At 70.6% G+C, this 17,508-nt stretch carries 14 protein-coding genes; 11 read left to right on the forward strand and 3 right to left on the reverse strand.

Annotated elements, in window-relative coordinates; all coding sequences use genetic code 11:
* The coding region (locus E1285_RS14795; RefSeq protein ID WP_132152270.1) for a DivIVA domain-containing protein at positions 1-853 on the reverse strand (853 nt) is incomplete at its 3' end.
* A gap of 305 nt (positions 854-1,158) precedes the next feature.
* On the opposite strand from E1285_RS14795, the gene E1285_RS14800 reads away from it, so the two are divergent.
* From E1285_RS14800 to E1285_RS14820, 5 genes are all read left to right on the forward strand, one after another.
* Complete coding sequence (locus E1285_RS14800) at positions 1,159-1,716, forward strand: gamma carbonic anhydrase family protein (protein WP_132152272.1); 558 nt, start codon at positions 1,159-1,161, stop codon at positions 1,714-1,716.
* Positions 1,717-1,890: 174 nt separating this feature from the next.
* The gene (locus E1285_RS14805; protein WP_132152274.1) at positions 1,891-6,054 is read left to right on the forward strand and encodes an AAA family ATPase; all 4,164 of its coding nucleotides are present in this window, start codon (positions 1,891-1,893) and stop codon (positions 6,052-6,054) included.
* 309 nt (positions 6,055-6,363) lie between these two features.
* Entirely contained in the window at positions 6,364-6,555 is a 192-nt protein-coding gene (locus E1285_RS14810) for a hypothetical protein (RefSeq protein ID WP_347814080.1), read from the forward strand.
* 439 nt (positions 6,556-6,994) lie between these two features.
* Positions 6,995-7,612 (forward strand): DUF47 family protein, encoded by a 618-nt coding sequence (locus E1285_RS14815; RefSeq protein WP_132152276.1) that lies wholly within the window; start codon positions 6,995-6,997, stop codon positions 7,610-7,612.
* Positions 7,609-8,814 carry an inorganic phosphate transporter gene (locus E1285_RS14820; protein WP_243722791.1) on the forward strand — a complete coding sequence of 402 codons (1,206 nt, stop codon included), beginning with the start codon at positions 7,609-7,611 and terminating at the stop codon, positions 8,812-8,814. The genes E1285_RS14815 and E1285_RS14820 overlap by 4 nt, the downstream gene beginning before the upstream one ends.
* A gap of 117 nt (positions 8,815-8,931) precedes the next feature.
* On the opposite strand, the gene E1285_RS14825 is transcribed toward E1285_RS14820, so the two are convergent.
* Positions 8,932-10,617, reverse strand: coding sequence for a bifunctional metallophosphatase/5'-nucleotidase (locus E1285_RS14825; RefSeq protein ID WP_132152278.1), 1,686 nt, complete (start codon positions 10,615-10,617; stop codon positions 8,932-8,934).
* A 159-nt stretch (positions 10,618-10,776) separates the two neighbouring features.
* Between E1285_RS14825 and mshD the strand changes: the two genes are divergently transcribed.
* The 5 genes from mshD to pstB all read left to right on the forward strand — a co-directional run bounded on the left by mshD (position 10,777) and on the right by pstB (position 15,998).
* Positions 10,777-11,760 (forward strand): mycothiol synthase, encoded by a 984-nt coding sequence (gene mshD / locus E1285_RS14830; RefSeq protein ID WP_132152280.1) that lies wholly within the window; start codon positions 10,777-10,779, stop codon positions 11,758-11,760.
* Positions 11,761-12,116: 356 nt separating this feature from the next.
* Positions 12,117-13,220: a phosphate ABC transporter substrate-binding protein PstS gene (pstS, locus tag E1285_RS14835; RefSeq protein ID WP_132152282.1), complete on the forward strand. Its 1,104-nt coding sequence runs from the start codon at positions 12,117-12,119 to the stop codon at positions 13,218-13,220.
* Positions 13,221-13,312: 92 nt separating this feature from the next.
* Positions 13,313-14,293 (forward strand): phosphate ABC transporter permease subunit PstC, encoded by a 981-nt coding sequence (gene pstC, locus E1285_RS14840; protein WP_132152284.1) that lies wholly within the window; start codon positions 13,313-13,315, stop codon positions 14,291-14,293.
* A complete protein-coding gene (gene pstA, locus E1285_RS14845; RefSeq protein WP_132152286.1) occupies positions 14,290-15,186 on the forward strand; it encodes a phosphate ABC transporter permease PstA in 897 nt (298 codons plus the stop codon). The genes pstC and pstA overlap by 4 nt, the downstream gene beginning before the upstream one ends.
* A 35-nt stretch (positions 15,187-15,221) precedes the next feature.
* The gene (pstB, locus tag E1285_RS14850) at positions 15,222-15,998 is read left to right on the forward strand and encodes a phosphate ABC transporter ATP-binding protein PstB (protein ID WP_132152289.1); all 777 of its coding nucleotides are present in this window, start codon (positions 15,222-15,224) and stop codon (positions 15,996-15,998) included.
* 228 nt (positions 15,999-16,226) lie between these two features.
* Here pstB and E1285_RS14855 read toward each other — a convergent pair whose 3' ends face one another.
* Entirely contained in the window at positions 16,227-16,943 is a 717-nt protein-coding gene (locus E1285_RS14855; RefSeq protein WP_132152291.1) for a response regulator transcription factor, read from the reverse strand.
* A 218-nt stretch (positions 16,944-17,161) separates the two neighbouring features.
* Between E1285_RS14855 and E1285_RS14860 the strand changes: the two genes are divergently transcribed.
* A complete protein-coding gene (locus tag E1285_RS14860; RefSeq protein WP_132152293.1) occupies positions 17,162-17,422 on the forward strand; it encodes a MoaD/ThiS family protein in 261 nt (86 codons plus the stop codon).
* Positions 17,423-17,508: the final 86 nt, after the last annotated feature.

Below are 17,508 nucleotides of genomic sequence, written 5' to 3' on the forward strand. Positions count from 1 at the left end.
GGATCGGCTTCGTGGCACCACCGCCGGGCTGCGGTCCGGAGGGCGACGCGGGCCCGGACTGCCCGGGCTGCCCCGACTGCCCGGACTGCCCCGACTGCGTGGGCTGGGCGGGCGCGGACTGGCCCTGGGCGGGCTGCTGCTTGCGGGGTGCGGCCTGCCGGACGGCGTCCTCGACCATCTTCTCCAGCGGTCCCGCCTCGTTCTCGGCGGTCAGCAGCCGGTGCAGCGTCTCGCTGATCTCGGTGAGGCGCTGAAGGGCCTGGGTGTGGTTCTTGGTGAGCGAGGTCAGCCGCTGCGTCGCGCCCTCGTTGATCACGCTGGCGCGGCGCTCGGACGCGGTGAGGGTGCGCTCGGCCTCCAGCCGCGCGCTGCTCACGGTCTGCTCGGCCTCCTGCTGGGCGGCCGACAGCACGCCGTCGGACTCCTTCTGGGCGGAGTTGATCACGGTGTCGGCCTTCTCCTGCGCCTGGGAGAGGTTCTTCTCGGCGTGCGCGCGGGCGTCGTCGATGATCCGCTTGGACTCCTGCTCGGCGTCCTTGCGGATCTCGGACCCCTTGGTCTCGGCCTGGGCGACCTTGTCCTGGGCCTCGTCCTCGGCGAGGTTGATGATCTGCCGGAGCCGGTCGCTCAGGTCGTCGCCGGTGGGCTTGCGCGCCTCCCGGAGTTCGGCCATCTCGCGGCGGAGGCGTTCGCCGTCGTCCTGGGCGCGGGCGAGCCGTGCCTCCAGTTCGCGGTGCTTCTGCTGGGCGCGGGCGATGAAGTCGTCGACCTGGCGGCGGTTGTAGCCGCGCATGACGATCTCGAAGGACTCTTCTTGGAGGAGGTTCGGCAGGATTTCGGCTTCGTTGCTCATGATGCCTTGGGGGGTCGTTGGCGGGGGTCATCACCCCGTCAGGGTCGGTTGTGACAACATCCTCACCCGCCCGTTGAGCGGGCCCACTTGTGGAAACGTCAGGACGACTCTTGTCCGGTCCACCCCATTCGCGCAACCGGAACGCGCTTCTCGCTGCCGTTTTTCACCTGGGTAGACCCGACAAACTATCCAATACACCCAAACTTCGCGGGCCGTGGGTGCCGGACGCCCGCCGGGACACGTCCGCGGGTACCGCCCAGGGGGCACCGTCCAGGACGCGACGGGGCGCGTCCTAGCATCGGCGCATGAGCTACCTGGGATCATTGGGTGAGGACCGGCCGAAGATCGACCCCGAGGCGTGGGTCGCGCCGGGCGCGGTCGTCGTCGGGCGGGTGACGCTGGGCCGCGCGACCAGCGTCTGGTACGGCTCGGTGCTGCGCGGGGACGACGAGGAGATCGTGGTCGGCGACGAGTGCAACATCCAGGACCTGTGCTGCATGCACTCCGACCCGGGGATGCCGGCCGTCCTGGAGGACCGGGTCAGCCTCGGCCACAAGGCGATGGTCCACGGCGCGCACGTCGAGACCGGCTCGCTCATCGGGATCGGCGCGATCGTCCTGAACGGCGCCCGGATCGGCTCCGGGACGCTGATCGCGGCCGGCGCGCTGGTGCCGCCCGGCAAGAAGATCCCCTCCGGTGTCCTCGTCGCCGGGACGCCGGGCAAGATCGTCCGGGAGTTGACCGACGATGACCGGCTCTCGCTGGAACACACGCCCGAGGTGTACGTGACCAAGGCGCGGCGGCACCGCACCGCCGAATGGCAGCCGGCGTCCGAATCACGAGCACCGGCAAGCTCCGATTGATAATGCTCTGACCTGCGATTATGCGGCGAATGGGCCGGTGGGGGGCACACTGATCGAATTCTGCTGACTACGATGACGGTCGTGGTGTGGGGACCGGGCTATGGCAGCGCTCCGCCGCCCAGCCCCCAGATGGGGCAGGATCCGTTCGCGGAGGCAGAGCGGGACACAAGGGCGATGGTGGCTGCCGCATGGTGGCCGTCGACGGCGCCGCAGCAGCGCCATCACGCCATCGGCGGACGCATGCTCGTCCTGCCGGACGGCACATGGTGGCTGTTCGGCGCGTGGGCCCGCTGGTACCGGCTGCATCCGTCCGACGGCCAGTGGTACCTGTGCCCGCCGCCCCGCACGCCCGCCGTCCGGATGGCGGCCCGGCCCGCGCAGCAGGTACCGGGACGGGCGCCCAACCTGCCGCCGCACGTGATCCCGGCGGGGCCCGACTTCTCCTACGACCCGCCGGCGGGGCTGCCGTTCGTCGGGCACGGGTTCGCGACCGACGTGTCCTCGCGCGTGCGGTCGACGGTCGAGTCGGCCGCGGCGCTGCCCACGCCCGAGTACCCGCACTGGTGGCCCGAGTTCTCCAGCGGCACTCCGTCCACGGTCGTCGCCGCCTACGGCGTGATGCTGTGGTGTGCGTGCGCGCCCGCGTTCGATTCGCGGCTCGACGCGCAGATGCTCGACCTCTGGAAGCCCTACCGCGCCAAGCCCCTGCCGGAGGTGGACGGCCCGCGCTGGCTCACCCCGCCCGCCCTGGAGACGCTGGCCGGTCTCTACGCGGAGCGGCTGCGGGCGAGCCGGGTGGACTCCGCGGTCGTCATCCTGCGCACGATGTGGGCCGTCGCCAGCGCGCTGCGCGAGGACGTCCGGTACCAGGCGCGTGCGGACGCCCTGCTCGCCATTCTCGGCCCCACACTCGCCAACCCGACCGTCGACTATGGGGCGCTGCCGTACGGCGACCAGGCGATCGTCCAGCAGTGGCTTACCCGCTGCCCACCGAACCTGGTTCCCGCGCTGAGGAACGAGAGCTCGCCAGGGGACAACTTCCGGCACGCCTTCTACACGCTCAGCGAGCTGATAGCCGACCTGTCCGGTGACCCGGCCGAACCGGCCTACGTCGAACCCCGTCTCGTGGCCGCCGCGTTGCTCGCCGCCGACCTGGACGTCGTCCGCAAGGACATGGTGGGCACCATCGTCCCCTGGCTGGACCCAGAGATCCGCTACACGGTGCAGGCCGTGTCGCAGCAACAAGGCCACCCGCTGCGCCGGCTGTGGCCGCAGGACATGCGACTCCCGGAGCCGTTGCGGTCCGCGGCCGGGTCGGGCTCGGGCGCGGAGTCGCTGCTGGCCTCGATGTACGAGGTGGACCTGGCCTGGTGCAGGCTCGGCGGAATGCCCGCGCGTCCCCGCGGCTTCCCCGTCCCGACCGCGATCATCGCCGGGATCATCGGCCGCAACCGCGCCCGCGCGACGACGGTCACCTCCACCAGCACGCCGCAGCCCGAACCGGCGCCCTCGCAGCCGTCTCCGTTCGGGATGCAGAGCCAGCCGGGGCTCGCCCCGGGCGCGCCGCCGCCGGCGCAGGGACAGCCGTCCGAGCCCGACCGCCCGTTCGTCCAGCCGCCCGCGCAGCAGGGATGGGAGAACGAGCAGCCCGGACCCGCGGGGGAGGCACCCGCGCAGGGGCCCGGCCAGGGGCCCGCTCAAGGGCCGGGACAGGGACAGGGACAGGGTCCGGGACAGGGGCAGCAGGCCGCGTTCGCCGCACCCGCGCCCCCGGCGGCCGGCCCTCCGGTCCCGGCATCGCCCGCCGAGGAGGACCAGGACGACGGGAACGTCGCGCCGCCCTACACCGAGCTCGGATTCCAGCGTCAGGGCGGTGCCCAGCCTGCCCCGATGCAGAACCCGGCGCCCATGCAGGGCGCTCCTCCTCCGCCGTCCCAGGCCCCGGCGCCCATGCAGAGCCCCGGGTACGTGCAGAGCCCCGGGTACGTGGAGAGCCCCGGGCACGTGGAGAGCCCTGCGCACATGCAGAGCCCGGCCCCCATGGAGAGCCCCGCGCCCATGCAGAGCGGGTCGCCTCCACAGCCCCCGCCGTCACAGCCCGCGCCTCCGTCGCCCGCGCCGGAGCAGCCGTCCGCGCCGTCCCCGCAGCTCGGCGGGTTCTCCCCGCCCGAGGAGGAGGAGCAGGACGACAACTTCGTGCCGCCGTACACGCAGCTCGGCTACCAGCCGGCGGGCGCGCCGCCTCCGGGCCACGGGTCTCCGCAGCACGGGTCTCCGCAGAGCCCGATGCAGCAAGGGCCGCCGAACCCCGTCCAGCCTCCGGAACCGCAACAGCCGCAGCAGCAGCAACAACCGCAGCAGCAGCAACAGGCCCAGCAGCAGCAGCCGCCGGCGCCCGCGGCGTTCGACCCGTACGCCACCCGCGTGGAGGACCAGGGCCCGTCCGGGCCGCCCCAGCGGCAACCGCCGTCCCCGGCTCAGCAGGGGCCGCCCGGAACACGCATCCTCGGCCCCGGCGACATCGAGGACGACCTCGCGGACGTCCCCGACGACGGCATGGCACAACCGCCGCCGGGCGGGGGCCCGGGGACGAAGGTCATGTCCAAGACCATGGTCGGCGACTTCGACTTCCTGGACGACACCCCCTCGCCGGAGCAGCCCGTCCACGAGATCCCGCCGCCACGGGACCGCAGCACGCGCCGCGTCCTGGAGCGGTTCGGCTTCGGCTTCGTGTACGGGGACCACGACGTGAACCCACTCCTGTCCGACCTGCGTGCGCAGGCGCAGGAATGGAACGCGCCCGCCGGCAGTGACATCGAGCAGACCAGGGTGGACGGCGCGCACAGCTCGATCGGTTCGGGGCTGCCCGGCGTCCTGCTGGTCGGCGGCCCGCACTCGGGGCAGCGCCGCCTGGCCCGGATGATCGCGCTGACGCTGGCGAACGCCGGCATCGGCGACGGGACGATCCGCGCGCACAACGCCGAGGACGTCCGTGACGCGCCCGTGGAGCGGATCGGGGAGATCCTCGCCCAGCCGGGCCCGGTGATCCTGTTCGAGCGGCTGGACGCGGCGATCGACGGCGCGCCCGAGCCCGCGGCGGTCGTCGGCGCGGTCCGCCGGGCCCGCCGCGACCCGGTGATCACGGCGCCGGTGATCGCGACCTGCGAGCCGCACGCCTACAAGCGGCTCCTGCAGGAGCATCCGAAGCTCGTCCAGGCGTTCCGCGTCCACCGGCTGCCCGACTTCAGCGACCTCGACAACCGGATGACGCTGCTGCACCTGCTGGCCCATGAGCGGCGCGTCACCGTCGGCGCGTCGGCGCTGGAGGTCGTCCGGGAGGACCTGAACCGGCTCCGCGGGCCGGGCGACCTGGTCAACGCGCGGCTCGTCGAGGCCTACCTGGACCAGGCGGCGCAGCGGAACATGGAGCGGGCCGGGGCGTCGCACGACCGGCTCGTGCTGACGCCGGACGACCTGGCGGGCGTCGCGGAGGGGATCGAGCCCGCGCTGCGCCCGCCCGGCGACATCGACGGCTACCTGCGGCAGCTCGACCAGCTCACCGGGCTGGACGACGTCAAGGCCGCCGTGCACGAGATGGCCGACGAGGCGGGGCTGGCGGCCGACCGCGCCCGGTACGGGGTCGGCGGCGGCGACACGCATCACCTGATCTTCGTGGGGCCGCCCGGCACCGGCAAGACGACCGTGGCGGGCCTCGTCGGCGGCATCTACGCGGCGCTCGGGCTGCTGAGCTCGGGGCATGTGGTGGCCTGCCGTCCCGTCCACCTGGCGGGACGTGACCGGCTGGACACCGAGCGCCGGGTCGCGGGCATGGTCGAGCAGGCGCTCGGCGGGGTCCTGCTCGTCCAGGAGGCGCACCTGCTCGACCGGAGCCCGGCCGTGGTGGGCGAGCTGCTCCGCAGCATGAACCAGGGTGGTGCCCGGTTCATGGTGGTCTGCTCCAGCCCGCAGGCCGAGATGGAGGGCTTCGTCGCGGGCAACCCCGCGTTCCGCGCCGAGTTCGGCCGGATCCTGGAGTTCACCGGGATGGGCGACCGCGACATGGTCCAGCTCTTCCAGAGCTACGCCGAGCGCGACCTGTACATGCTGGACGAGGAACTGCGCGTGGAACTGCTGAGCCGGTTCGAGCGGCTGCGCGGCGACCCGCAGTTCGCCTACGCCCGGACGGTCAGGGCGCTGTTCGAGCAGACGGTCGCGCGGCAGGCGGCCCGGCTCGCGGGCGCCGACGTCAATGCCGCGACCGTGGCCCGGCTTTCGGCCCGGGATCTGCCCGAAACGCCGCTGGAGCAGATGCTCGGCGACTTCCGTCCCGGCCGCTGAACCCGCCTCGTTCCGGACGCGCGGCCGTCCGATCGGCTACTCGGCTCATCTGATATACGGCGAACCGGACACAGGTATCAGACGGTCATCCCCCGGGAAGGCTAGGAGGGTGACCAGCGTGACCGAGCCTTTCTCACCTGGTCCGGCCCGGGAGGCGTGACCTGCGAGGGGGCTGCCGGGGACGAAAACGGTCACCGTGGGGGCCCCGGATTGACAGGGGTCGGGGTGGCCCTCGAATGGCCCGCTTGGGTCATGTGCCTGACGGGGCCGGACGCGTAGCCTCGATTCGGGTGTGGGGAACGAACGGAGGTGGACGCGGTGCGCCAGAACCTTGATTTGCGCGTCCACGACCGTGTTGCGCTGGACGAGATCGAACTCTATGCCGAGATGCTCAGCGCGGTGGCGGCGGCGGAGCGGCCGCTCACCATCGCGGAGATCGACATGGTGCTCGGGATCCAGTCCGGCGAAGCCGGTCGTCGCGAGCTGACGCCACAGGATTAGGCGGTCCGGGGATCATCCCCGGACCGGCCGCGAGACGCAGCCCGCAGTGCACCGGGGACGCCGATCGAGGCGTCCCCGGTTCGACTTTTCCGGCCTGCCTCTATCCGGCCCGCGCGTCTCCGGCCTGCGGCTTTCAGGTCCCTCGTCCTCCCGGTGGCTCGTCGTCCCGGACCCACGGCAGCGGGCGTCCGTCACGGGCCGCTGTAACGAATCTCACGCCCGGTTTCCCGTCGCCGTCCAGGTGAACGCCGCATCGGGCCTCAGACCCTGCGATTCCGGTGGACACGCGCATCCACGGGAGGTATGCACCTGGTGATCTGGGGCAATCCTGTAGGTGAGAGGATGGCGGACACCAGCCAAAGCTGGGGCAAAGGTTCTTTTTACGGCTGGTTGCGCCTACGATCCTCTGCGGACTGTTCCGGCACTTCAGGAGAACGACGTGCGCTTGCGTCTCACGCCGCGTGAGGACAGCTTCTACGACATGTTCGCCGACTCGGCGAACAACCTGGTCACCGGGGCCAGACTGCTCGTGGAGCTCATCAGCGACGGCACCGATCGGGCAGCGATCGCAGAGAAGATGCGCGCCTGCGAGCACGCGGGTGACGAATGCACTCACGCGATCATGCGCCGGCTGAACGAAACCTTCATCACGCCCTTCGACCGCGAGGACATCTACCGGCTCGCCTCGACGATCGACGACGTGATGGACGAGATGGAAGAAGCAGCGGACCTCGTCGTCCTCTACGAGATCGACGAGTTCCCCAAAGGCGTCGTCGCCATGGTGGAGGTCCTGGAACGCGCCGCCGAACTGACCGCCGAGGCGATGCCGCGGCTACGCTCTATGAAGGAGCTCAACGAGTACTGGATCGAGATCAACCGGCTTGAGAACCAGGGCGACCAGGTCTACCGCAAGCTGCTGGCGAAGCTGTTCAGCGGCGAGTACGACACCCTGACGGTGCTGAAGCTGAAGGAGGTCATCGACCGGCTGGAGGGCGCGGCGGACGCGTTCGAGCACGTCGCCAACACGGTCGAGACGATCGCGGTCAAGGAATCATGAGCGTCCAGGACGATCCGCCGGAATCCGGCGGCCCCGCCGACCCGGCCAAGGGTGGGACGGTCGGGGCGGTACTCACCAAGGACGAACCTCCCGGCGCCGATCCGACGCTGTCGGAGCAGGTCCGCCGGGGCCCGGCCAGGTTCTGGCCCTTCCTGGTGCTGGGCCTGCTGGCCGTGGTGATCGCAGGGGCGGTGGGGCTCAACCAGGACCAGCAGACCGCCGTGCTGATCCTGGTCGTGATCATCGCCCTGGGCTTCGACTACACCAACGGCTTCCACGACGCCGCCAACGCCATCGCCACATCGGTGTCCACCCGGGCGTTGACCCCGCGGGCGGCGTTGATCATGGCGGCCGTGATGAACCTGATCGGCGCGCTGCTCGGCGTCGAGGTCGCCAAGACCGTCAGCGAGGTCATCACCCCGCCCACCGGGCTGCACGGCCTCACGGTGGTCGCCGCCGGCGTGCTCGGCGCGATCACCTGGAACATGATCACCTGGTACTTCGGGTTGCCCTCGTCGTCCTCGCACGCGCTGATCGGCGGCGTGGTCGGGGCCGGGGTCGCCTCCGCGTCCTCGGTGAGCTGGTCCACCGTCCTGGACAAGGTCGCCATCCCGATGGTGATCTCGCCGGTGGCGGGATTCGCGCTGGCCTACATGGTGATGGTCGCCATCCTGTGGATCTTCCGCAACGCCAACCCGGGACGGGTCGGCCGCCGGTTCCGGATCGCGCAGTCGCTGTCGGCGGCGTCGATGGCGCTCGGGCACGGCCTTCAGGACGCGCAGAAGACGATGGGCATCATCGTCCTGGCCCTGGTCACCACCGGCCATTCCGACGGCAATGACGTCCCCCTGTGGGTCATCATCTCGTGTGCGGGGGCCCTGGCCGCCGGCACCTACGCGGGCGGCTGGCGGATCATGCGGACGCTCGGCCGCAAGGTGATCGAACTGGACCCGCCGAAGGGGTTCGCCGCCGAATCGACGGCCTCGGCGATCCTGTACGCGACCGCCTACATCTGGCACGCTCCAATCTCCACCACGCACACGATCACGTCCTGCATCATGGGCGTCGGCGCGACCAAGCGGCTCTCCGCGGTCCGCTGGGGCGTCGCGGGCAACATCGTCACCGCCTGGGTCCTCACGATGCCGATGGCCGCGGCGGTGGCCGCCCTCGTCTACTTCATCGTCCACCTCTTCGGCGCATGATCATGCACGGTGCCTGATCATGCGCGGTGTCTGACCTTGCGCGGTGTCTGACCATGCGGAACGGCCCGTCGCCCCGGCTGGGGCGGCGGGCCGTTCGGTGCTGTGCTCTGGTGTGGGTTACCGGCCGGAGATGCGGTTCAGGGGCGGGGGCGAGATGGTGCCCTGGGCCTCGAAGTAGGCGACGAAGGCGTCCAGGTCGATCGGGCCGAGGACCTGGTCGGTGCCCTCGGTGAAGACCGTGAAGCCGTCGCCGCCGCCGAGGAGGAAGTTGTTCGCCGCGACCTTGTAGGTGGCCGCCGGGTCGATCGGAGTCCCGTCGACGGTGATGCCGGAGACGCGGTCGCCGACGGCCCTCGCGCGGTCGATGGTGAAGTTCAGGTTCGCCGACGGCTGGAGGATCTTCTCCCCGGCGTCCGTCCACTGCTGTTCGAGGAGCGCGTCGATCTGCGCGCCCGTCAGCGACACGACCCCCATCACGTTGCTGAACGGCTGGACGGCGAACGCCTCGCCGTAGGTGACGACGCCGTCGCCCTCGGAGCCGCTCGCCGCGTAGGCGAGGTCGGTGCGGACGCCTCCCGGGTTCATCAGCGCGACCTGCGCGCCGAGGTCCTGCGTCCCGGCCAGCTGGGCGTCGGCGATGACGTCGCCGAGCGCGGTCTCGCCCGAGGGGGACGGCGTGCGGGTGAGGTCGGCGGTGATCGAGCCGATGGGCGCGTCCGCGATCTCGGAGACGCGGTCCTGCCACGTCTGGACGAAACGCTCCGTCTTCGGGTCCGGCGGGACGTCGCGGGTCACGACGTGGTTGTCGCCGCGCAGGGACGGGCGGACGACGTCGCCGGTGCGCCGGTTCACCTTGAGGTTCACCTCGGTGATCACGCGGCCGTAGGACGAGCCGGACGAGAACAGCCGCGGTTCGCCCTCCGGGTCGTCGACCGAGCAGACGTACTGCTGGTGCGTGTGACCGGACAGCACGACGTCGATCTCGGGGTCGGCGTCCTTGGCGATGCGCGACCCGGCGCCCGGGACGACGCCGCACTCGTCCGGCCGCTGACCGGAGTTCACCTCGTCGCCCTCATGGACGAGAAGCACCATCGCGCGGACGTTGCGGCGCTTCAGCTCGCGGGCGGCCCGGTTCGCGGCCTCGACCTCGTCCTGGAACTCAAGGCCCTTGATGCCCTCCGCGGTGACGATGCTCGGGGTGGTCTTGGTGACGACGCCGATGAAGCCGACCCGGACGCCGTTGACGCGGCGGATCGTCCACGGCTTCATGGCCGGCCGCTTCCAGCGTCCGTGCTGCTTCAGCACGTTGGCGGCGAGGTAGTCGAACTTGGCGCCGCGCCATTTGCCCTCGGGGGAGCAGCCGTCCTCGGGGTGGCAGCCGCCGTGCTGGATGCGCAGCAGTTCCTCGTACCCCTCGTCGAACTCGTGGTTGCCGACCGCCGAGGCGGTGACGCCGATGTCGCCGAGGAACTGCACGGAGGGCTCGTCGTGGTAGGCGGCGGAGATCAGGGGCGTTGCCCCGATCAGGTCGCCCTGCGCGACCGTGAGGGTGTTGCGGTCGCGCAGCTTCTTCATGTGGGCGGCCACGTAGGCCGCGCCGCCGGCGAGGACGGTCTCTCCGTTCTCGTCGATGGCCCTGCCGGAGCTGCCGGACGGCGGCTCCAGGTTGCCGTGGAAGTCGTTGAGTGCGAGCAGCCGTACCGACGCTGTCGGTGCGGGCCGTGCGGCGGCGGGTTGCGCGGTCAGCCCGATGACCGTCAGCGCCGCCGCGGCGCACGCCAGGATGGTGCGTCGTCGAGTCATGCGCCGGACGCTAAGCGCGTCCGGCATACGGTTCCCGGCGACCTGGTGACGTTTCTGTGACAACTTGATCAGGCCCGGACGCGTTCGCTCGCGGTGCGGGGCCCTGATGGAACGCTCCATCGGGACGATTCGCCGCGACTCGACGCTAGGGTGGTGATCATGGGTGAGCTGCGGGGGCGCGGGGCGCCGGGCGACGGTGAGTGGGGGGACCACGAGGTCGCCGAGGTGCTCAAGCTGGCCGAGGCCGCGGAGGACGCCGACGGGGTCGGGCCGCTCTCCGAGCATTCGATGCTCGCCCTCCGCGGAGGCCACCCCGGACTCGCGCTCTCCGACAGCGGTGCCGGCGGCGGTTCCGCCAGTGGTTCCGGCGGCGGTTCCGGAGGGATCGTCGCGTACGCGCACCTCGACCCGGCGACCGCCGAGGAACCCGCTGCCGGGGAGTTGGTCGTCCACCCGGAACACCGCCGCCGCGGTCACGGGCGCGCCCTGCTGCGGGCACTCCGCGACGAGGCCGGCGGCCCCCTCCGGGTCTGGGCGCACGGCGACCTGCCCGCCGCCGCCGCGCTGGCCGCCTCCGAGGGCATGACCCGCGTCCGCGTCCTGCTCCAGATGCGCCGCCCGGCCGCCGCGCCGCTGCCGGAGATGACGGTCGCACCGGGCGTCACGCTGCGCACCTTCGAGCCCGGCCGGGACGAGCGGGCCTGGCTCGACGTGAACTCCCGCGCGTTCGCCGACCATCCCGAGCAGGGCGCCTGGACGATCGAGGACGTCCGCGACCGGGAGCGCGAGGACTGGTTCGACCCGTCCGGCTTCTTCCTCGCCGAACGCCCCGGTGAACGCCCCGGTGAACGCCCTGGTGAACGACAGGGTGAACGACGGGGCCGCCTCGCCGGCTTCCACTGGACCAAGATTCACCCGGGCGGCATCGGCGAGGTCTACGTGGTGGGCGTCGACCCGGACGCCCAAGGCTTGGGGCTGGGCCGCACCCTCACCCTGAAGGGCCTGCACCACCTGCGCGACGTCGGCGTCGACCAGATCATGCTCTACGTGGACGAGTCCAACACCGCTGCCGTCCGTCTATACGAGTCCCTGGGCTTCACCCGCCACGCCGTAGACGTCATGTACGCGACCCGCGCGTCCTAGCCGCGCCCCCGTCTAGCAGCCCCGTCCAGCCCGTCTGGCAGTGCCCGTCCGGCCCGTCCAGCGGTGCCCGTCCAGCCCGTCTGGCGGTGTTCGTCTGGCGGTGCCTCCGCTGGCCGCATGACCTGGTTTCGACCCGGTCATTGACGTTGTGAGCTGTGCTGTTAACCCGGTGTACATGGCAAATCGGGGCATTCTTCGCGGGCCCGGCCATCCTCGTTCATCCGCCGTTCACCTGGATCAGGGCGGCTGGTCACCTCGCCTGCTTAGCGTCGCATTCGACGGTGTCCCGGGGCCTGGCAGAGCGGGCCAGGACCGGCCCCAGGGGACCCGCACACGAACTAAGAGGAGACCCTCCGGTGAAGAACGGTTCCCGACTTGCCGCACTGAGCGGCGTGATCGTCGCGGGGGCGCTGGCCCTCTCCGCCTGCGGGAGTGACGACAACCCGACGGTGGGTGCGAGCAGCGCGCCGACGACTGACATCGACTGCGCCACGGGCAGCATCAACGCCGCCGGTTCCAGCGCCCAGAAGAACGCGGTCGAGGAGTGGATCAAGATCTACGCCAGCAAGTGTGCCGGCGCGAACCTCAACTACAACCCGACCGGCTCGGGGGCCGGTATCCAGGCCTTCAACGAGGGCCAGGTGGCGTTCGCGGGTTCGGACTCGGCGCTCGACGACGAGGAGAAGGCCGCGGCGCAGCAGCGGTGCCAGGGCGGCAGCGCGCTCAACCTGCCGATGGTGGTCGGCCCGGTCGCCGTGGTCTACAACGTCCCCGGCGTGGACGCGCTGAAGCTCGACCCAGAGACGATCGCGAACATCTTCTCCGGCAAGGTCAAGACCTGGAACGATCCGGCGATCGCCGAGCAGAACGAGGGCGCCGAACTGCCGTCCTCGCCGATCAAGCCGATCTACCGTGCCGACGAGTCCGGGACCACCGACAACTTCACGGAGTACCTGAACACGGTCGCGCCGGACGCCTGGCCGTCGGAGCCCGCCAAGAAGTGGCCGAACTCCACCGGCCAGGGCGCCAACAAGTCCGACGGCGTGACGACGCAGGTGAAGAACACCGAGGGCGCGATCTCCTACGTGGAGATGTCGTACGCCGAGAACAACCAGCTGCAGACCGCCCAGGTGAAGAACGGCGCCGGGGAGTACAGCGAGCTGTCGCCGGAGAGCGCCTCCAAGGCCGTCGCCGGGGCGAAGGTCGTCGGCACCGGCAACGACGTGGAGCTGGAGATCGACTACGCGACCAAGGAGGCGGGCGCCTACCCGATCGTCCTGGTCACCTACGAGATCGCCTGTGAGAAGGGGCTGCCGGAGGAGCAGGCCAAGTTCGTCAAGTCGTTCCTGACCTACGCCTCCAGCGCGGACGGGCAGAAGATCCTGACCGACGCCGGGTACGCGCCGATCCCGCAGACCGTGCTGACCAAGGTCCAGGCGTCCGTGAAGGCACTGTCCTGACGGCCGACAAGGACACCAGCAGCCCCGCCGCCGAGTACTTCGGCGGCGGGGCCGGCGTGGGTTCGGACGACGTGATCCAAGGGGGTCTCTCCATGACCAGCGACACCGGCGTCGAGGCGCGCGCCGGAACACGGGAAAGCGCCATCCGTGCGCCGGAGAGCACCGGGCGGACCGGAGACCGGCTCTTCGCCGGCGCGGCCCGGGGCTCCAGCCTCACGGTGCTGGCGATCGTGGCCGCGATCGCCGCCTTCCTCGTCTGGAAGGCGATCCCGGCCCTGCAGGACAACGAGGCGAACTTCCTCACCAGCGAGGAGTGGAACCCGAACGCGTCCCCGCCGCGGTTCGGCATCGCGCAGCTGGCGTTCGGCACGGTCATGTCGTCGCTGCTGGCGATGATCATCGCGACGCCCGTCGCGATCGGGATCGCGCTGTTCATCTCGTTCTACTCGCCCCGGCGGCTGGCGTCCGGCCTCGGCTACGTCGTCGACCTGCTCGCCGCGGTCCCCAGCATCGTGTACGGGCTCTGGGGCCTGATCTTCCTGTCCCAGCACATGGGCACGATCAGCGGTTTCCTCAACGCGGTGTTCGGCTGGATCCCGCTGTTGGGCGGCGACAGCCCCGGCAAGAACTCGATCTTCACCGCCGGGGTGGTGCTGGCCATCATGATCCTGCCGATCATCTCGTCCATCTCCCGGGAGGTGTTCCTGCAGGTCCCCCAGGCCAACGTGGAGGCCGCGCTGGCGCTCGGCGCGACCCGCTGGGAGATGATCCGGATGTCGGTGCTGCCGTACGGGCGGTCCGGAATGATCGGCGCTTCGATGCTCGGCCTCGGCCGCGCGATGGGCGAGACGATCGCCGTCGCCATGGTGCTGACCTTCGTCCCCGGCATCAACTGGCGCCTCCTGGAGAACGGCGGCGCGACGTTCGCCGCCAACATCGCCAACAGCTTCGCCGAGGCGACCGTCACCGGCCGCGGCGCCCTGATCGCGTCCGGCCTGGTCCTCTTCGTGATCACCCTGCTCGTCAACATGGCCGCCCGCGCGGTCGTCGCGCGCCGCAAGGAGTTCGTGTGACCACCCTCTCCACCGGCAAGAACACGAGCCTGACGTCGGTTTCGCTCGGCCGCAAGGTCAAGGACCGCGGCGTGCAGGTGCTGGTGTACCTGGCGTTCATACTGGCCCTGATTCCGCTGGTGTCGGTGCTGTGGACCGTCGTCGTGAACGGCATCGAGCGCCTCGACGCCTCGTTCTTCCAGTACTCGATGAACGCGGTCAGCGGCAGCGACGTGGGCGGCGGCGCCTACCACGCCATCATCGGGACCCTGCTGCAGGTCGCGATCTGCAGCGCGATCGCCGTCCCGCTGTCCATCCTGACCGCGATCTACCTGGTCGAGTACGCCGGCAACGGGCGGCTCGGCAAGATCATCAGCTTCACGGTGGACGTCATGATGGGCATCCCGTCCATCGTCGCGGGCCTGTTCATCCTGGCGCTGTGGCTGCTGACGTTCGGGTTCGACTACTCGGGGTTCGCCGGCGCGCTGGCGCTGACGATCCTGATGATCCCGACCGTGACGCGGTCGGCCGAGGAGATGCTCAAGCTCGTCCCGAACGACCTGCGCGAGGCGTCCTACGCGCTCGGTGTGCCGCGCTGGCGGACGATCTGCTTCGTCGTGCTGCCGACCGCGCTGACCGGGATGGTGACCGGCGTGATGCTGGCCGTCGCCCGCGTGATGGGGGAGACCGCGCCGCTGCTGCTCACGATCTTCTTCACCAAGGCGATCAACAACGACCCGTTCAACGGCCCGCAGGCGTCGCTGCCCACCTTCATCTGGGAGCAGGCCGCCGACCCCAGCCAGAACTCGATCGACCGCGCCTGGACGGGCGCCCTCGTCCTGATCGGGATCATCATGCTGCTCAACCTGGTCGCCCGGCTCGTCGCCCGGCGCGCCGCGACGAAGAGCCGCTGACCCCGTAGCCGACCAGAGAAAGGAATCCCCACCTCATGGCCAAGCGCATCGAGGTCTCCGGGCTGCACGCCTACTACGGCGGTGTCCACGCCATCGAGGACATCTCGATGACGGTCGAGCCCCGCTCGGTGACGGCGTTCATCGGGCCGTCCGGCTGCGGCAAGTCCACGTTCCTGCGCACGCTCAACCGGATGCACGAGGTCATCCCGGGCGCCCGCGTCGAAGGCAAGGTCATGCTGGACGACGAGGACCTGTACGACCCGTCCGTCGACCCGGTCGCGGTGCGGCGCGTCGTCGGCATGGTCTTCCAGCGGCCCAACCCGTTCCCCACGATGTCCATCTACGACAACGTGGCGGCCGGCCTGAAGCTGAACGGCGTGCGCCGCAAGAGCCAGCTGGACGACGTCGTCGAGGAGTCGCTGCAGAGCGCCAACCTGTGGAACGAGGTCAAGGACCGGCTGAGCAAGCCCGGCGCGGGCCTGTCCGGCGGGCAGCAGCAGCGGCTCTGCATCGCCCGCTGCATCGCCGTCCAGCCGCAGGTCCTGCTGATGGACGAGCCCTGCTCGGCGCTCGACCCGATCTCCACCCTCGCCATCGAGGACCTGATCGAGAAGCTGAAGACGCAGTACACGATCGTCATCGTGACGCACAACATGCAGCAGGCGGCCCGCGTCAGCGATCGCACCGCGTTCTTCACCATCGCCGGAACCGGCAAGCCCGGCAAGCTCATCGAGATCGACGACACCAGCAAGATCTTCACGAACCCGGAGGTGAAAGCCACCGAGGACTACATCACGGGCCGCTTCGGTTAGACGGCCGGTGCCAGGAACGTCGATGGGCGGTGCTGACGCCAGGCTCGCACCGTCTCGAGGCGGGCGGGGTGGCCGCTGAACGGGATACGGAGCGAGACGGCGATCCTCAGCCGGCCTTGACGTTTCCGAGACGACGGCCATGCCGGGCGCCTAACCCGCACTGCCAGATCCGCGGTGTGACCAGGGATCCCTCTCAGACTCGCGTCGTCGACCGCGTCCCCCGGAGAGTCAAGTACGCGCCGGGGTCTTCTCTTCGGTTTCGGTGCCGGGGCGGTGGTCGGGGACGAAGCGGTAGCCGACGTTGCGGACGGTTCCTATGAGGGACTCGTACTCGGCGCCCAGCTTGGCGCGCAGGCGGCGGACGTGGACGTCCACGGTGCGGGTGCCGCCGAAGTAGTCGTAGCCCCAGACCTCCTGGAGGAGCTGGGCGCGGGTGAAGACCCGGCCCGGGTGCTGGGCGAGGTACTTCAGCAGCTCGAACTCCTTGAAGGTCAGGTCCAGGACCCGTCCCCGGAGGCGGGCGGTGTAGGTGGCCTCGTCGATCGTGAGGTCGCCGCTGCGGATCTCGCCGGGGACCTCCTCGGCGTCGGTGACGGCGGCGCGCCCCACCGCGAGGCGCAGCCTGGCCTCGACCTCGGCGGGCCCGGCGACCTGGAGCAGCACGTCGTCCAGGCCCCATTCCGGGCTGAGCGCGGCGAGGCCGCCTTCGGTGACGATGGCGAGCAGCGGGCAGTCGAGGCCGGTCGTCCGCAGGAGCCGGCACAGGCTCTTGGCCTGCACCAGGTCGCGGCGCGCGTCGACCAGCAGGACGTCCGCCGGTGGCGCGTCGATGAGGGCGGACGCCTCGGCGGGGGCCACGCGCACGGAGTGCAGCAGCAGTCCGAGCGCGGGCAGGACCTCGTCGGAGGGCTCCAGCGCGTTGGTCAGCAAGAGCAGGTTGCTCAAGTGACGCCTCCCGTCCAGAAACACGTAGATCCAGGCGGCTCACCCTCAAACCCGCCCATGGCCGACGGCTTGAGGGCGAGGCGGCCACGGAGGGCTTTCAGATGAACTCCATGGCCTCGTCGCCCGGATCCCTCCCATGAGCATAACCGAGTGCGTCCGGGCGGCAATGGAGTGGCCAGGTCGGGACGGTAAGGCGGTGGGAATGAGAGTCTGGGCCCATGGCTAAGGGGACGATGCGGTACTGGGCGGCGGCGAAGGCCGCGGCGGGGGCGCATGAGGAGCCGTACGACGCGGGCACGCTGGCCGAGGCGATCGCCGCCGCCACCTCGCGGGACGGCCGTGGCACCGAGTTCCGGCGCGTCGTCGGACGCAGCTCGTTCCTCATCGACGGGGACCCGGTCGGGAGCCGTCCGCACGAGTCGGTGGAGTTGCCGGAGGGCGGCGTCGTGGAGGTGCTGCCGCCGTTCGCCGGTGGTTGATGTCACATTTGGGTGATTTATCGAACTTCGAGGTCATTCTCCGATGTGACGCGTTGTGCCGTGCCTGCGCATTAGTGTGTGGCGAT

It is taken from the genome of Actinomadura sp. 7K507 (genome assembly GCF_004348425.1).
In the GTDB taxonomy this organism is placed as follows: domain Bacteria; phylum Actinomycetota; class Actinomycetes; order Streptosporangiales; family Streptosporangiaceae; genus Spirillospora.

Bases quoted from the DNA above. Each gene is read 5' to 3' on its own strand.
- pstC (WP_132152284.1), top strand. From the start codon at position 13,313: ATGACCAGCGACACCGGCGTCGAGGCGCGCGCCGGAACACGGGAAAGC.
- E1285_RS14860 (WP_132152293.1), top strand. From the start codon at position 17,162: ATGGCTAAGGGGACGATGCGGTACTGGGCGGCGGCGAAGGCCGCGGCG.
- E1285_RS14825 (WP_132152278.1), bottom strand. From the start codon at position 10,617: ATGACTCGACGACGCACCATCCTGGCGTGCGCCGCGGCGGCGCTGACG.
- pstB (WP_132152289.1), top strand. From the start codon at position 15,222: ATGGCCAAGCGCATCGAGGTCTCCGGGCTGCACGCCTACTACGGCGGT.
- E1285_RS14800 (WP_132152272.1), top strand. From the start codon at position 1,159: ATGAGCTACCTGGGATCATTGGGTGAGGACCGGCCGAAGATCGACCCC.
- mshD (WP_132152280.1), top strand. From the start codon at position 10,777: ATGGGTGAGCTGCGGGGGCGCGGGGCGCCGGGCGACGGTGAGTGGGGG.
- E1285_RS14820 (WP_243722791.1), top strand. From the start codon at position 7,609: ATGAGCGTCCAGGACGATCCGCCGGAATCCGGCGGCCCCGCCGACCCG.
- E1285_RS14805 (WP_132152274.1), top strand. From the start codon at position 1,891: ATGGTGGCTGCCGCATGGTGGCCGTCGACGGCGCCGCAGCAGCGCCAT.